The sequence below is a fragment of the Streptomyces desertarenae genome (assembly GCF_042681365.1).
GTDB lineage: Bacteria > Actinomycetota > Actinomycetes > Streptomycetales > Streptomycetaceae > Streptomyces > Streptomyces desertarenae.
Genome location: NZ_JBHUFU010000006.1, coordinates 234968 through 250138, shown reverse-complemented (window position 1 = coordinate 250138; position 15171 = coordinate 234968). Strand labels below are relative to the sequence as shown.

Annotated in this window: 12 protein-coding genes; 4 read left to right on the top strand and 8 right to left on the bottom strand. The window is 75.7% G+C overall.

All coding sequences use genetic code 11. The annotated features are described in order from the left end of the window. Positions 1-477: 477 nt before the first annotated feature. From ACFSJS_RS12645 to ACFSJS_RS12625, 5 genes are all read right to left on the bottom strand, one after another. Positions 478-1725, bottom strand: coding sequence for a M20 family metallopeptidase (locus ACFSJS_RS12645; RefSeq protein WP_380899507.1), 1248 nt, complete (start codon positions 1723-1725; stop codon positions 478-480). A 159-nt stretch (positions 1726-1884) separates the two neighbouring features. Next, entirely contained in the window at positions 1885-3102 is a 1218-nt protein-coding gene (locus ACFSJS_RS12640) for a hypothetical protein (protein WP_380899505.1), read from the bottom strand. A 12-nt stretch (positions 3103-3114) separates the two neighbouring features. Then, entirely contained in the window at positions 3115-4053 is a 939-nt protein-coding gene (locus tag ACFSJS_RS12635) for an N-acetylneuraminate synthase family protein (RefSeq protein WP_380899503.1), read from the bottom strand. A gap of 2 nt (positions 4054-4055) precedes the next feature. Next, a complete protein-coding gene (locus ACFSJS_RS12630; RefSeq protein WP_380899501.1) occupies positions 4056-5249 on the bottom strand; it encodes a cytidylyltransferase domain-containing protein in 1194 nt (397 codons plus the stop codon). Between the two features lie 231 nt (positions 5250-5480). Continuing rightward, on the bottom strand, positions 5481-6767 hold the full coding sequence (locus ACFSJS_RS12625) for a DUF6716 putative glycosyltransferase (protein WP_380899683.1): 1287 nt from the start codon (positions 6765-6767) through the stop codon (positions 5481-5483). Between the two features lie 238 nt (positions 6768-7005). Here ACFSJS_RS12625 and ACFSJS_RS12620 point away from each other — a divergent pair, with 238 nt between their 5' ends. The 3 genes from ACFSJS_RS12620 (at position 7006) to ACFSJS_RS12610 (ending at position 9854) form a co-directional block, all read left to right on the top strand. After that, complete coding sequence (locus ACFSJS_RS12620; protein WP_380899499.1) at positions 7006-8064, top strand: glycosyltransferase family 2 protein; 1059 nt, start codon at positions 7006-7008, stop codon at positions 8062-8064. Next, the gene (locus tag ACFSJS_RS12615; protein WP_380899497.1) at positions 8061-9392 is read left to right on the top strand and encodes a polysialyltransferase family glycosyltransferase; all 1332 of its coding nucleotides are present in this window, start codon (positions 8061-8063) and stop codon (positions 9390-9392) included. Before ACFSJS_RS12620 ends, ACFSJS_RS12615 begins: the two co-directional genes overlap by 4 nt. Before the next feature lie 309 nt (positions 9393-9701). Beyond that, positions 9702-9854 (top strand): SCO1431 family membrane protein, encoded by a 153-nt coding sequence (locus ACFSJS_RS12610; RefSeq protein WP_380899495.1) that lies wholly within the window; start codon positions 9702-9704, stop codon positions 9852-9854. Between the two features lie 107 nt (positions 9855-9961). Here ACFSJS_RS12610 and ACFSJS_RS12605 read toward each other — a convergent pair whose 3' ends face one another. Then, entirely contained in the window at positions 9962-11560 is a 1599-nt protein-coding gene (locus tag ACFSJS_RS12605; protein WP_380899493.1) for an acyl-CoA mutase large subunit family protein, read from the bottom strand. Positions 11561-11962: 402 nt separating this feature from the next. Here ACFSJS_RS12605 and ACFSJS_RS12600 point away from each other — a divergent pair, with 402 nt between their 5' ends. Beyond that, positions 11963-12904 carry a L,D-transpeptidase family protein gene (locus ACFSJS_RS12600; RefSeq protein ID WP_380899491.1) on the top strand — a complete coding sequence of 314 codons (942 nt, stop codon included), beginning with the start codon at positions 11963-11965 and terminating at the stop codon, positions 12902-12904. A 243-nt stretch (positions 12905-13147) separates the two neighbouring features. Here the strand turns inward: ACFSJS_RS12600 and ACFSJS_RS12595 are convergent, their stop codons facing one another. Together ACFSJS_RS12595 and ACFSJS_RS12590 are read right to left on the bottom strand one after the other, a co-directional pair. After that, positions 13148-14350, bottom strand: coding sequence for a hypothetical protein (locus tag ACFSJS_RS12595; RefSeq protein ID WP_380899489.1), 1203 nt, complete (start codon positions 14348-14350; stop codon positions 13148-13150). Continuing rightward, entirely contained in the window at positions 14347-14991 is a 645-nt protein-coding gene (locus ACFSJS_RS12590) for an RNA polymerase sigma factor (protein WP_380899487.1), read from the bottom strand. Before ACFSJS_RS12590 ends, ACFSJS_RS12595 begins: the two co-directional genes overlap by 4 nt. Positions 14992-15171 lie beyond the last annotated feature (180 nt).

Here is a 15171-nt window from a genome sequence, read left to right as displayed (position 1 = left end):
TCGGGAAAAGGCCTTGCGTCAAGCCGTTATCAGTTCGGTGTTAACAGGCGGTGTCCACACCCTTGTCATGGGTGACGCGACGGCTTCCGCCCGGGGTCGCGGACGGGGCGGGACGAGGGGGCGCACCCCTGGCCCCGGACCGCCGCAGCACCCCCTGACCCGGTTCGCTCAACCGATCCCACCTGCGGCTTTCGGTGAACAGCAGGCGGTGGGGGCGGCGGGGGCAGCGGGGTCGGCCGTGCCCGCCGACCGCCGCCGGGCACCGCCCGCCGCTCACCGGGGCGACGCAGTGGCCCCGGTGAGGGAACCGGCGTGAGCCTGCTCACGCGCCCGCGCCCTCGACGGTCCGGGCGTGCGCAGGTGTCCGCGCGGCCGGCCGTCCACGGCGCCGCGGTCGCACGCCCGCGCGGGCCCGGGGCGCAATCCGGCCAGGGTCGCGTCGCGTTCCCCACCCGCGGGGACGCCCCGGCCGCCGGCCTACTCGCGGACGGCGTCCAGCAGGGCGGCGGCGGTGAACAGCTCCACACCCGCGGCGATGGCGCTCTCGTCCACGTCGAAGTCGCCCTGGTGGAGGTCGCGCGGGGTGCGGTCGCCCGGCGGACGCACCCCGAGGCGGGCCATCGCGCCGGGAACGTGCTCCAGATACCAGGAGAAGTCCTCGCCGCCCAGGCTCTGCTCGGTGTCCTCCACCGAGCCGGCGCCGCGGCGGGCGACCATGGCGTCGCGCAGCAGCTCGGCGGTGGTCCGCTCGTTGACCACCGGCGGGACGCCGCGGATGTAGTTGATCTCGAACTTGGCGCGGTGCAGGGTGGCGACCTCGTCGATCGCGGCGTGCACCAGGTCCGGCGCGGCCCGCCACGCCTGGATGTCCAGGCAGCGGACGGTGCCGGACAGCTCGGCGTGCTGCGGGATGACGTTGGGGGCGTGGCCCACCTCCAGCCGTCCCCAGGTCAGGGCCAGTCCGGCGCGGGTGTCGACGCGGCGGGAGAGCACCGCGGGGACCTCGGTGACGATCTTGGCCGCCGCGGTGACCAGGTCGGTGGTGAGGTGGGGGCGCGCGGTGTGGCCGCCGGGACCGTCGAGGGAGACCTCCAGGCGGTCGCAGGCGGAGGTGATGGGTCCGGCGCGCAGGCCGATGCGCCCGGCCTCCACCTTGGGGTCGCAGTGGACGGCGACGATCCGGCCCACGCCCTCCAGCACACCGGCCTCGATGGCGTCGGTGGCGCCGCCCGGCAGGACCTCCTCGGCCGGCTGGAACAGCAGCCGCACCGGGTGCGGCAGCACACCGCGGCGGGCCAGGTCGGCCAGGACCAGGCCGGCGCCGAGCACGGCGGTGGTGTGCACGTCGTGGCCGCAGGCGTGCGCGCGGTCCGGGACGGTGGAGCGGTAGGGCACCGTCTTGGTGTCCGGGATGGGGAGCGCGTCGATGTCGGCGCGCAGCGCCAGCATCGGCCGCACGCCGTCGTCCGCGGGTCCGCCGCCGGGGTGGATGTCGCAGACGAGTCCGGTGCCGCCGGGGAGCACCCGGGGGCGCAGCCCGGCCTTCTCCAGCCGCGCCCTGAGGGAGGCGGTGGTGCGGAACTCCTGGTGCCCCAGCTCCGGGTGCATGTGGAGGTCGCGGCGGAAGGCGATGAGCTCGGCACGGAGGGCCTCCGGCAGGGCGCCGGGCAGCGGCGTCTCACCGGTGGTCCGGATTCTGGACTCAGGCGACAACAACTGGCTCACCCTGTCGAGGGTAAGCCCAGGTGACAGCGCCCTGCAGAGGGAATGGCGAAAGTTCACCCTCCAGGGACGTGAGAAAACAGACTCACAGCCGCATACGGCCAGGTGCGGATGGGTATGACCTCGGATTCTGCTCGTTCCACTATGTGGGCAGCGAGACGATCACGTCGTGGACGGCTCCGGCTGCAGGGCCGGCGGAGGGGGGTCCGGAGGCAGCCGCCGGACCCCTTGCGCCGTCCCGGTGACGCCCGAGAGGAAGCCGTGGGCGCGGGGTGAGGCGTTCTCCGTGAGCCAGGCCGGGTCCACGTCGCACACCGCCACCGTCACACCGGTGCCGGCCAGGGCCAGGGGAAGGGTGTGCACGACGGTGGAGGGGAAGCTCAGGACCGTGTGCCCGACGGGGCCGCGGCGGGCGACCAGTTCCAGCGGCAGGTCGGGGCGGACGATCTCCAGGCCCGCCGCCGCGGCGATGCGCTGGAGCTTGTCGGGGCTCTCCCGGCGGTGGGCGAAGTAGCGGGTGGCGCCGTGGGCGCGGGCCAGGGAGACGACGGCCTCCAGGTACCGCCCGGGATCCACCACGCCCGTCTCCACCAGCGAGGTGCCCACCAGGTCGGTGCCGTCGGTGAGCGTGGGCGGGCCGAAGCGGGCGCGGGTCCAGGAGAAGTCGTTGCGGACGACGGCCACGTGCCCGGGCGCCTCGACCGGCATCGCGCTGAACACCTCGACCCGCCGCCCCGCCGCGGGCGACATCCGACGGCGCGCCGCGGCCGAGACGGGAGCGAAAAGCGCGGCGCGCGCTCCCCCCGCCCCCCGCCGGTGCCAGCGCACCAGGCGCTCGCCGCGGGCGAGTTGCGCGACGAACTCCATGGTGGCCGTCCCGTCGTCGACGACCACCACCTCCCCGGGCACGCCCTGCGGCGGCTCCTCTCCCCCGCCCCCGGACCGGGCGAGGGAGAGCAGCAGCTGCACGTACCGGGAGAACGGATCGCCCACCACGATCCGCTCGGCGCGGCGCAGCGGCCCCAGCAGGGAGGCGACGGTCCGCAGCGGGGCGCCCGCCCCGCCGCGGGCCTCCTCCCAGCGGACCGCGATGCCCTCGTCCCGGGCCAGCTCCGCCATCCGCCGCAACTGCCCGCGCGTCATGGCCTCGCGCGGCGGCAGGACCACCACGGTGAGTCCGGCGACCCCCTCCTCCCCGGCGCCGTCCGCGCCGCCCCGGAGGACGGCGTGCGCCCACTCCAGGACGTTGAGGAGCTGTACCGGGCTCTCGACGAAGGCGAGGGTGCCCGCGCGCCGGGGGGCGGGGGCCCGGCGCGCCCCCCGGCGCGCCGTGCCCTCGCCCGCCCGCGGCGGATCTCGGAAGGGGCTGCCTGCGCTCACCGTGGCGGCCCGTCAGACCGTCGCGGGCTCGCGGTCGGTGGTGGCGGCCTCCTCGGCCTCGGCCACCACGCCCTTGACCCGGCGCAGCTTCTTCATCGGGCCGATCTCGCTGTCGTAGACCCTCTTCACGCCGTCGCCGAGGGACTCCTCGATGGTGCGGATGTCGCGCACCAGGCGCTGCAGGCCCTGCGGCTCGACGGAGGCGGCCTGGTCCGAGCCCCACATCGCGCGGTCGAGGGTGATGTGGCGCTCGACGAAGCAGGCGCCGAGGGCGACGGCCGCGAGGGTGGTCTGCAGACCGGTCTCGTGGCCGGAGTAGCCGATCGGCACGTTCGGGTACTCGGCCTGCAGGGTGTGGATCATCCGCAGGTTCAGCTCCGCGGCCTTGGCCGGGTAGGTGCTGGTGGCGTGGCAGAGGACGATGTTCTCGCTGCCCAGCACCTCCACCGCGTGCCGGATCTGCTTCGGGGTGGACATGCCGGTGGAGAGGATGACCGTGCGGCCGGTGGCGCGCATGGCGCGCAGCAGCTCGTCGTCGGTCAGGGAGGCGGACGCGACCTTGTAGCAGGGCACGTCGAACTTCTCCAGGAACTCGACGGACTCCACGTCCCACGGGGAGGCGAACCAGTCGATGCCGCGCTTCTTGCAGTACTCGTCGATCGCCCGGTAGCCGTCCTCGTCGAACTCGACGCGGTGGCGGTACTCGATGTAGGTCATCCGGCCCCAGGGGGTGTCGCGCTCGATCTCCCACTGGTCGCGCGGGGTGCAGACCTCCGGGGTGCGCTTCTGGAACTTCACGGCGTCGCAGCCGGCCTCGGCGGCGGCGTCGATCAGCGCGAACGCGTTCTCCAGGTCACCGTTGTGGTTGATGCCGATCTCGCCGGTGACGTAGACCGGGTGGCCCGGTCCCACGACCTTGCTGCCGAGGGTACGGAGGCGGGGGCTGGTCATGGTCAAGACAGTTCCTTTCCGAGAATCCACGAGGCGATCTCGCGGATCGCACCGGCCCCTCCCGGGACGGAGGTGACCGCGCGGGCTGCGCCGCGTACGACGTCGTGGGCGCTGGCAACCGCGACGGGCCAGCCGACCAGGCCGAAGCACGGCAGGTCGTTGACGTCGTTTCCGACGTAGAGCACGCGCTCCGGCGCGATGCCCTGCTCCTCGCACCACTGCTTCAGGGCGAGGTCCTTCCGGTCGACGCCGTGGAGCACGGGGATCCGCAGCTTGCGGGCCCGAGCGGCGACCACCGGGTTCTCCTCCGTGGACAGGATCAGCAGCGGCAGCCCCGCGCGGCGCAGGGCGGCGATGCCGAGCCCGTCACCGCGGTGGACCGCGACGGTCTCCCGTCCGTCGGAGTCGACGTACACCCGGTCGTCGGTCTGGGTGCCGTCGAAGTCGAGTACGACCGCGTCGACGTCGTCGCGGGTCGGGAGCGCACCGGACCGCGCGCCGTCCAGCAGCGGCGCGAGCGCGCGGGCGCGGGCGAGGTCGTGCGGGTCGTCGACCTCCAGCACGCGCGCCGGGTCGGTGCGCACCGGCTCGGTGCGGCCGAAGAAGCGGTGCCCGGCCGCGCGGAAGCCGTCGGCGCGCATCGCGTACGCGGCGCCCGTCTCCAGCAGGTCCTGCGGCCGGTCCTGGCGGCGCGGGCGGTGGGCCTTGTCGTGGTTGACCCCGTGGCCGCCCGCCCCCGGCTCCCCGTCGCGCCAGACGAAGCCGTGGAAGGGGGCCACCGTCAGCGCGCTGTCGGCTCCGCCCTCGACCACCGCCGCGGTCACCGCCTCGACGTCCTCGCGGACGAGGAAGGGGCTGGTGCACTGCACCAGCAGCACCACGTCGGCCTCCCGGCCGTGCCGCTCGGCGTGGACGTCCATGGCGTGCAGGACGGCGGCCTCGCTGGTGGCGGTGTCGGAGGCGATGTCCGAGGGCCGCTCGACGACCTCGGCGCCCGCGCCCCGGGCGGCCTCCGCTATGGCCGGGTCGTCGGTGGAGACCACCGTGTGCGTCACGCCCCGGGCCGCCAGGCACTCCCGTACCGCGCGCACCACCAGCGGCACGCCGCCGACGGTGGCGAGGTTCTTGGCGGGCACGCCCTTGGAGCCGCCCCGGGCGGGGATCACGGCGAGGACGGTGGGGGCGGTGGGTGGCACGTCTGCGGCTCCTTGCTGGGCTGTGGTGTCGGAAGTGGCGCGTGCGTCGCTCACGGCGTTTCCTCCGTTCGCTTCTCCGCCCGCGCGGCGGACGGCGCGGCCGGCACCGACGCCTGCGGCCCGGTGGCCGCGCGTGCGTCGCTCACGGCGTTTCCTCCGTTCGCTTCTCCGCCCGCGCGGCGGACGGCGCGGCGGACGGCGCGGCCGGCACCGCCGGGAGGCGCCCGCGGCTCACAGCTCCCCCATGCGGCGGATGACCGGAGCCACGCGCTGGACACCGTGGCGGTAGGCGCCGCGCGCCGCGTCCCGCACGGCGGCGCGGACGGCCCGGCGCAGCCCGGAGGCGGGCCGGTCGGCGGCGGCGTCCGGCCCGGGCGCGCCCGAGGGGTCGAGCCCGTGGCGGGCGAGGACGCCGGGGAGGTAACCGGGCGCGGTGGCGAGCGTGTAGTAGGGGGTGATCGGCGGCAGGGTCGCGCGGGCGGCCAGCTCCGCGACGCGGTCGCGGGCGGCGTCGAAGGCCGCCTCGTAGGAGCCGTCGGCGACCACGCCCTGCCGGGCCGTCCACTCCGGGTCGGCCTCGGGCAGCAGCCCCTCGTCGAGCTGGTCCCAGGAGGCGAGGCAGCCCGAGCCGAGGAAGTGGTGGTTGCCCAGTGCCTCGCGGATGCCGAGGTCGGTGAGGATCGCGGTGGGGATGCCGCGGTGCAGGGCCTCCAGCGCGGCCGTGGAGCTGACGGTGACCAGCAGGTCGGTGCGGTCCAGCACCTCGCCCATGTGGCCGTAGACCAGGCGGCAGTTGTCCGGCAGCCCGCCCGGCAGCCGCGCCGCGAGCTTCTGGTACGGCTGCTCCTCGATGTGGGTGGTGTGCTCGCCGGGCTTGCTGCGCAGCTTGACCAGCACCTCGCGGTCGGGGTGGCGGCGGGCGTGCCCGGCGGCGCGGCGCAGCAGGTACTCGCGGTCGGCGCGGCCCGCGGGAACGGACGGCTGGACGGCGAAGACGACCGTGTGCGGCCTCTCCTCCGACTTCTCGTACGGGGCGCCGCCGAGGAAGGGCAGCGCGCACTCCACGACGCTGCCGGCATCCGCGCCCACGCCCTCGTAGACCGCGCGGAAACGTTCCGCGTCGTAGGCGGAGTTGGCCAGGACGACGTCCGCGCCGTGCCGCAGCAGCAGCCCGTCGGCGAGCTTCTCGTAGACGACGCCGACGTAGCCGGTGACGGTCACCGGGCGGCGGCCGTCCGCTCCGCCGTGCCGGTGCGCCAGGCCGTGCAGCATCGCCTGCACCGTGCCGCCGACGCAGGAGAGCACCACCACGTCGTACGTGTCGCGGTCGGCGGCGCGCAGGAACTCCGCGGCCGTCACCTCGCGCAGCGTGGCGGCGCGCACGCCGACCTCGCCGAGCTGCCGGGCCGTCGGGGTGGCCCGGCCGCGCAGCAGCAGCCCGTCGACGCTCGCGCCGGGGGCGATGCGCTGCGCGGTGAGCGCGCCCCATTTCCAGCGCGTGTCGGAATCGGCGAGCACGGCGACGCGCAGCGGCGGCGGCGGGGAATCCGAAGTGGTACGTGATGGCACGTCGCTGACGCTAGGAAGGCATTCCGATTCTCGGCCCAACGGGAATGCAACAGACGGTTAACAGCACACCGACGGAAGGCCAACCAGCCTTCCGGTAAACGGGGTTCACCGTTCCGACACCGCGATTTCACCGAGCATTGTGTCTCAGTACAGCGCCGAAGCCTTGCGGACCCCTAATCTCTCCGGAGTGGTCAAGCTCTCCGTCATCGTGCCGTTCCGGAATGTTCGGCCGTACGCCCCCGACGCACTGCGAAGTCTGCAGGTGAACTCCGCGGACTTCGAAAAGGGGGAGATCGAATTCGTCCTGGTCGACGACTCCTCGACCGACGGCACCTCCGATCTCCTCGACCGCGCCGAAAAGGAGATCCCCCACGCGGTCGTGGTGCGGCGCGGCCGGCAGGGCGGGGTCGCCGCCGCGCGCAACAGCGGACTGGACGCCGCGCGCGGGGAGTTCCTCACCTTCCTCGACGGCGACGACTGGGCCGCCCCCGGCCACTACCGACGGCTGCTGGCCGCGGCCGAGTCGCTGGGCTGCGACTTCGTCCGCACCGACCACGTCAGCTGCACAGGCCGCCGGCGCACCCTGGTGCGCGCACCGCACGGCCTGCGCGGCACCGTGCTCGATCCGCGTGACGCGATCCTCCCCGCCCACCGCACCACCTCCGTCGACTACGCCTACGCCTGGGCGGGCGTCTACCACCGGCGGCTGCTGGAGAGCGGCGTGCTGCGCTTCGACGACGGGCTGCACACCGCCGAGGACCGCCCGTGGATCTGGCGGCTGCACCGGGAGGCGTCGTCCTTCGCGGTGGTCGGGCTGACGGGCGTCTTCTACCGGCGCGGGGTGGCCGACTCGCTCACCCGGATCGGCGACGAGCGGCAGCTGGACTTCATCCGCGCCTACGACCTGCTGGTCGAGGAGACCTCCCGGGACCGGGACGCCGCGGCGCTGCTGCCCAAGGCCGTCCGCACCTACTGCGCGGTCGTCCACCACCACCTCACCGGCGACCGCTTCGAGCCGCGCCTGACCCGCACCCTGCGCGCCCGCTGCGCGGAGGCCCTGCGGCGGCTGCCGGACGACCTGGTGCGGGAGGCGCTGGACTCGATGGACGCCGGGCGTTCGGCACGGCTGCGCCGGCTGCGCCGCCGCCCCGTCCTCTCCCCCGGGCCCCGCGCGGAACCGACCGCCCCCGGCACGGCCGCCGCGGCCTCCACGACCGCCGCGACCTCCGGGGAGGACGCCCGATGAGCCCCCGCCGCGTCCAGCTCCTGGCCGCCGACACCCCGCACGGCATCGCCCTGCTGGCGGCCGCCGCCGACGCGGGGCTGCTCGGCGGGGGACGGGAGCGGGTCCTGCTGACCGCGAGCCGCGCCCCCGCCCCCGAGACCGTCCCCGCCCCGGAGGAGACACCCGGTCCGGCGGCCCTGCTGAACCGCTTCGACCGGGTGGTCTCCTGGTCCCGCCTCATCCGCCCCCTCCACCCCGCCGCCTGGGCCCCGCGCCCGGACGACGCGCCCCTGTGGGAGCGGCAGCTGCGCTCGCTGTGGGGGCTGGAGGACGCCGAGGTGGAGCTGGTCGTGGAGCGGGTCGGGACCGGCCCGGCACGGGCGCTGGCCCGGATCTTCCCCGACGCGCCGCTGACGGTGTACGCCACCGGGCTGTCGGCCTACGGGCCCACCCCCGGCAAGCTGGACCCGCTGGTGGGCACCCGGGTGCGGCGGCTGCTCCACCCCCCGCTGCTGCCGGCCGCGCGTCCGCTGCTGCTGTCGGAGTTCGGCGTCCCGGCCGAGGCCGTGCCCGCCGGGGCGCTGCGGGAGGCGGCCGCCGCGGCCGCGCGGGCGCTGCCGTCCCCGGACGCCCCGGAGGGGGCCGCGGTGCTGCTCGGCGCGGACCCGCAGGCGCCGGGCGCGCTCCCGGCGGCCGAGGAGGAGCAGCTGTACGTGCGGATGCTGCGCGGCGTGCGGGAGGCGGGTCACCGCGCGGTGGTCCTGGCCCCGCACCCGGCGGCCCCGGCGCCCCGGACGGCGGCCCTGGAGGAGGAGGCGGCCGCCCTCGGCGTGGAGCTGCACGTCCCCGAGGAGGCTCAGCCGGTGGAGGCCCTGTACGAGCGGCTGCACCCGGCACTGGTGGTCGGCTGCGCCTCCGGCGCACTGCTGACGGCCGGTGCCGTGCACGGGCTGCCCGCCGCCCGGTGCGGCACGGGGTCGGTGCTGGAGCGGATGGTCCCCTACGAGAACGAGGACCGGGTGCCGGCGGTGGCCGTGGACGCGCTGCTGCCGGAGCTGGGCACCCCGGGGGACGGGCCGTTCGCACCGGAGGAGGCGGCGGCCCTGCTGCGGGCGGTGGCGTTCTGCATGTGGCCGCGGGTGCTCCCGGAACTGCGCGGTGAGACCGAGCGCTTCCTGGCCGACCACCCCGACGGGCGCGTGCGGCGGTACTTCGCGCGCCGCCGGCTGGTCTCCCTGGGCCTGCCCGGCGGCCTCCCCGCGCCCCTGACGCCCGTCGTGCGCAGCCCGGTCGTACGGCACACGGCGCACCGGGCCCGCGCGCTGGGGGACCTGCGGGCGCGCCGGTGAGCGGAGGGCTCGGACGGCCGTACGGGGGCGTGTGCCCGGGCCGTGACCGCCGTCCGCGCGGGGCCCGGCCGGAGCCGCGGGCCGGGTGCCGTTCGTCACATCCCCGCACGCCGCCCGCCGCCCGCGGACCCGTTTCCCCAGCGTGGACGGTCCGTTGGGGACGGCTGCGCCGCGTCCGCCCGGCACCGGGGTGATCCACGTCTCTGTCGGATCGGCGCGCGGCCCCGCATGCTGGAGTCCCGCGTTCCCTCCGCGGCGGACGCGGCCGGACCGGACGTACCCCACGACGCGAGGCAAGGACACACCACCATGGGCCACACGATGGCGGCGAGCATCCCGACCCCCCTGGTCCGCACGGGCGGACCGTCGGACGAGGAGCGGGAGAAGCTGATCGAGCAGGTGCTCGGCTGGACCCTCACCGTCCTGGTCTCCGTGATCGTCACCGGGCTCGGCCTGCTGTAGGCGCCGCCCGCGCGGCACACGCGAACGGGGCGCCCCGGTGGCGGACACCGAAGGCGCCCCGTTGCCGTGTCCGCGCCGGGACGGCGCGGACACGGGGGCGCGCGGACTCAGAAGGCGTCGGTGGGGACGTAGGCGCCCCACACCTCCCGCAGGGTGTTGCAGACCTCGCCGACGGTGGCGCGCGCCCGCAGCGCCTCCTTCATCGGGTAGAGCACGTTGTCGCTGCCCTCGGCGGCCTTGCGCAGCGCGGCCAGGGCCCCGTCGACGGCCGCCCGGTCGCGCTCGGCGCGCAGCCTCGCCAGCCGCTCGGCCTGCTGGGCCTCGATGGCCGGGTCCACCTTCAGCGGCTCGTAGGGCTCCTCCTCCTCCAGCTGGAAGCGGTTGACGCCGACCACGACCCGCTCCCCGGAGTCGGTCTCCTGGGCGATGCGGTAGGCACTGCGCTCGATCTCGCTCTTCTGGTAGCCGCGCTCGATGGCGGCCACCGCGCCGCCCAACTCCTCGACCTTGCCCATCAGCTCCAGCGCCGCGGCCTCGACCTCGTCGGTCAGGGACTCCACCACGTAGGAGCCGGCGAAGGGGTCGACGGTGGCGGTGACGTCCGTCTCGTACGCCAGCACCTGCTGGGTGCGCAGGGCCAGGCGGGCGGACTTGTCGGTGGGCAGCGCGATGGCCTCGTCGTAGGAGTTGGTGTGCAGCGACTGGGTGCCGCCCAGCACCGCGCCCAGGCCCTGGATCGCCACGCGCACCAGGTTCACCTCGGGCTGCTGCGCGGTGAGCTGCACGCCCGCGGTCTGGGTGTGGAAGCGCAGCATCATCGACTTGGGGTTCCTCGCGCCGAACTCCTCCTTCATCACCCGCGCCCAGATCCGGCGGGCGGCGCGGAACTTGGCCACCTCCTCCAGGATCGTGGTGCGCGCGACGAAGAAGAACGACAGGCGGGGCGCGAAGTCGTCCACGTCCATCCCGGCCGCCACCGCGGTGCGCACGTACTCGATGCCGTCGGCGAGGGTGAAGGCGATCTCCTGCGCGGGCGTGGCCCCGGCCTCGGCCATGTGGTAGCCGGAGATGGAGATGGTGTTCCAGCGCGGGATCTCGGCCCTGCAGTACTTGAAGATGTCGGCGATCAGCCGCAGCGACGGCTTGGGCGGGAAGATGTAGGTGCCGCGGGCGATGTACTCCTTGAGCACGTCGTTCTGGATCGTGCCCGTCAGCGCCTCCGAGGGCACGCCCTGCTCCTCGGCCACCAGCTGGTAGAGCAGCAGCAGGACGGCGGCGGGGGCGTTGATCGTCATCGAGGTGGAGACCTCGCCCAGCGGGATGCCGTCGAACAGCACCCGCATGTCCTCGATGGAGTCGATGGCCACGCCGACCTTGCCGACCTCGCCGTGGGCGATGGGGGCGTCGGAGTCGTGGCCCATCTGGGTGGGCAGGTCGAAGGCGACCGACAGGCCCATGGTGCCGTTGGCGATCAGCTGCTTGTAGCGGGCGTTGGACTCCACCGCCGTGCCGAAACCGGCGTACTGGCGCATCGTCCACGGCCGGCCGGTGTACATCGTCGGGTACACGCCCCGGGTGTAGGGGTACGAACCCGGCTCGCCCAGCTTCTCGGCCGGGTCCCAGCCGCCCAGTGCGTCGGGGCCGTAGACCGGCTCGATCGGCAGCCCGCTCTCCGTGAGCCGGGCCCTGCCAGTCCCGCGTGCCATGTTCGGTGCCTCCCGCTTCGTCGCCCTGTCCGATACGGACTGTAGCGATCGGGGGAAGAGCGGTGGGAGAGCCACGGCCTGGGACCTTTCTCACAGACGGGCGGGGCCGCGCACAGACGGGCGCGGCGGTCCGGGAGCGGTCCGGGGGCGGACGGTCCGGATGTGCGGGCCGGCCGGGTGGTGCGGGCGGCACGGGGCCCCGGGCGCGGGGCGCGGGGTGCGGGGCGCGGGGCGCGCAGGGCGCACGTACAGCGCACGGGAGGCACGTGGTCGGCGCGCGGGCAACCCGGAGGGCTTACGGATCGTCCTCCGTTCGGGCAGGGTGGCGGCCGGGAATCCCGACAGGGGGAAGGCCCGGCACGATCCGGCGGCCCGGAGGGGCCCGACGCACCGGGGGGAGACATGGCACACGGACCGAGGAGCCGGGCGGCGCTGGCCGCGGCGGCCGTCATGCTGCTGGGCGCGGGGTGCGCGGCGGACCCCGCGGGGGCGCGGCCGCGGCCCGCGGCGGCCACGGCGGTTCCCGTCGCACCGCCGCCCACGAGCGCCCCGCCGGCGCCCGCACCGACGCCGACACCGACACCGACGCCGACACCCACCCCGTCGGCGCCGGCGAGCCCGGTGACCCGGCCGCCGCACACCGAACCCGCGGAGCGGCCCGCGCCGACGGCGCCCGGGACGTCCGTCGCGCCCTCACCGTCCCGCCCGGCGGCGCCCCCGCCGATGCTGCGGGAGGGCGCGCGGGGCGAGCGGGTGCGCGAGCTGCAGGCGCGGCTGCGCCAGGCCGGCCACTTCGGCCTCAACCCGACCGGTTACTACGGGACGGTCACCAGCGCGTCGGTGTCCTCCTTCCAGACGGCCGGGGGCCTGCCGGCGAGCGGCGACGTCACGCACGAGACCTGGGACGCCCTGGTGGCCCGGACGAGGACGCCCACGCGGCAGGAGCTGTACCCGCCGACCACGCGGCCGGTCGCCGAACCCGACCCGCGGTGCCTGACGGGCCGGGCGATGTGTATCAGCAAGGAGAGCCGCACGCTGGCGTGGATGGTCGACGGCACGGTGCTGTCGACGATGGACGTCCGGTTCGGCTCGGAGCTCACGCCGACCCGCGAGGGCTCGTTCGCGGTCTCCTTCAAGAGCCGCCACCACCACTCGACGCTCTACGACACCCCGATGCCGTACGCGATGTTCTTCAGCGGGGGCCAGGCGGTGCACTACTCCGCGGACTTCGCGGCCAACGGCTACGGCGGTGCCTCGCACGGGTGCGTCAACGTACGGGACGAGAGGAGGATCGCGGCGCTCTTCGACCAGGTGAGGCCGGGCGACAAGGTGATCGTCTACTGACGGCCGCGCGGAGCCGGGAGGGCTCCGGGGCTCGCGGGTCCGGAAGCAAGGGGCGCGGGCGGGGCCGGGGGAACGTGCCCCGCCCGCGCCTACGCGCATCCCGCAGGTACGGGGGGAACCTCGGGTGGCGCGTTCGCCGATGACCAGTCGGCTCGTTCTGTACTGCGCCGCCGGGCCGGAAAGTGTCACACCTCCGGGGCGGGAATTTCCGTGACGTGGATCACGCCGACCCGGGAGCGCGCGTCAGCCGGTGGGAGCGCCCGCGGAGGAGCGCGCCCCGGAGTGCGCCGGGGCGGACGGGACGGACGGGACTCCCGCACCGCCGCTCGCGCCGCTGCCCGGACCGCCGTTCACGCCACCGCCCGCGCCGCCGCCCGGAACGCCGGAACCCGGACCGGTGCCGCCCGTACCGCCGTCCGCGCCACCGGTTCCGGCCGCCGGGGGCAGGGTGGGGAGGGTGTCGCCGCCCTCGTCCTCCTCGGGCAGCGCGTCGCCGCCCTCGCCACCGCCACCGGGCCCGCCGCCGCCACCGACCGCACCGCCTCCACCGACCGCACCGCCGCCGGAGTCGGCCTCGCCGCCGCCCGTGCCGCCGGGGTTCGCACCACTGCCGCCCGTGCCGCCGGAGGGGTCCCCGATCCCGGCGGCGCGACGGCAGAGCCGCTCGGCCTCGTCGGGGGTGCCGGCGAGCCGTACCAGCTCCGCGCGTTCGGCCCGGTCCAGGGCGTTCCTGTCACGTTCGCCGCACAGCGCGGCTATGCGGGGCCAGGACGCGGGAAGACCGTCGCCCGGGTCCGCCGGGGCCCCGCCGTCCGGGCCGAGCCCGTCCGACCCGCCGGGGCCGCCGGCCGCTCCGGTGTCCGCGGAGCCGCCGGAGCCCGTCCGCTCCCGGCCGCGCTCCTCCGGTCCGCCGGCCCCTGCGCCGTCCAGGTCCTCGGCGCCGCCGCGCCCGCCGCCGGACGAGGAGGCACCGGTGCCGCCCGGCGCCCGGCCACCGGGACCGCCGCCGGGTGTGTCCGACACCGCCGGCGAGGCGGACGGCGGATCGTCCTGCCCGCCGAACGGCCCGGGCAGCACACCACCGCCCGCTCCCACGGCGACGCCTCCCAGCACCCCGCCGACCACCAGGGCGGCGGCACCGATCCGCAGGGGGCGTCCGAGCGTCCGCAGGTACGCGCGGCCCCGCGGCGCACCGCCCGCCGGAGCCGTTCCGCTCCGGGCGCGGGCCGCCCGGAACGCCGCCAGGGCGGCGGCCTCTCCGGGGAGCTCGGCGTCGCCGTCGTGCGCGCCGGCGGCCGGGGATGCGGCGGCGAGCTCGTCGAGGGCCCTTTCCAGGGCCGGGGCCGTCGCGTCCGCGGGAGACGGATCGCCGGCCGCCCGGCCGCGCAGCAGACGCTCCGCGGTCTCCTCGTCCAGCCATCCGTACCGGTCGTCGTCGGCCCTCACGTTTCCCTCAGCGTCCGTCTGGCCTTTTCCGTCACACCGCGTACAGTTCCGGCCTTGGGTGCGGAGGCCCCGTCCCCGGGCGCGTCCTCGCCGTCCAGGAGCTCGGCCAGCTTCTTCAGCCCCCGGTGCGCGGCGGTCCGCACGGCGCCCGGGCGCTTGCCGAGCACCTTCGCCGCGCCCTTGGCGTCCAGGCCCACCACGACCCTCAGGACCACCGCCTCCGCCTGGTCGCGCGGCAGCCGCGAGATCAGGGCCATGGTGCGTCCGGTGCCGATCGACTCCAGGGCCTCGTCGAAGGTGTCGGACCCGGCGGGCAGCACGGCCAGTTCGCTGTCGTCGTCGGCGTGGCTGGAGACCGGCCGCCGGCCCCGTGCGCGGATGTGGTCCAGGGCGCGGTTGCGGGCGATCCGCGCCGTCCAGCCGCGGAAGCGGTCGGCGTCGCCGTCGAAGCGGTCGAGGTCCCGGGCTATCTGCAGCCACGCCTCGGAGACCACGTCCTCGGCGTCGGCGTCCGGCACCAGCGTCCGCACGTACCCCAGCAGGCGGGGATGCACTGCGCGGTAGACGGTGCGGAAGGCGCACTCGTCCCCCTCCTGCGCAGCGTGCACCGCTGCGGTGAGTTCCGCGTCTTCCCCCTGCACGCCCTGGTCCTGCCCCACTCCACGATGTAGCGCTCGCCCGCACCCCTGGCCGGGCGCGATCCCGCCGTGTTGCCTCGATCCGCGTCGATGCGAAGCAGCACGCTACGGCCTAGTGTGCGCCCGCGTCCATGCGGACGGACCTGCGGGCGGGCCCGCGACCCGCCCGCACGGGGCGCGGGC

What these genes read in the sequence shown, in the direction of transcription:
- ACFSJS_RS12635 (WP_380899503.1), bottom strand. Translation starts at nt 4,053, where the DNA reads ATGACCAGCCCCCGCCTCCGTACCCTCGGCAGCAAGGTCGTGGGACCG.
- ACFSJS_RS12605 (WP_380899493.1), bottom strand. Translation starts at nt 11,560, where the DNA reads ATGGCACGCGGGACTGGCAGGGCCCGGCTCACGGAGAGCGGGCTGCCG.
- ACFSJS_RS12600 (WP_380899491.1), top strand. Translation starts at nt 11,963, where the DNA reads ATGGCACACGGACCGAGGAGCCGGGCGGCGCTGGCCGCGGCGGCCGTC.
- ACFSJS_RS12610 (WP_380899495.1), top strand. Translation starts at nt 9,702, where the DNA reads ATGGGCCACACGATGGCGGCGAGCATCCCGACCCCCCTGGTCCGCACG.
- ACFSJS_RS12615 (WP_380899497.1), top strand. Translation starts at nt 8,061, where the DNA reads ATGAGCCCCCGCCGCGTCCAGCTCCTGGCCGCCGACACCCCGCACGGC.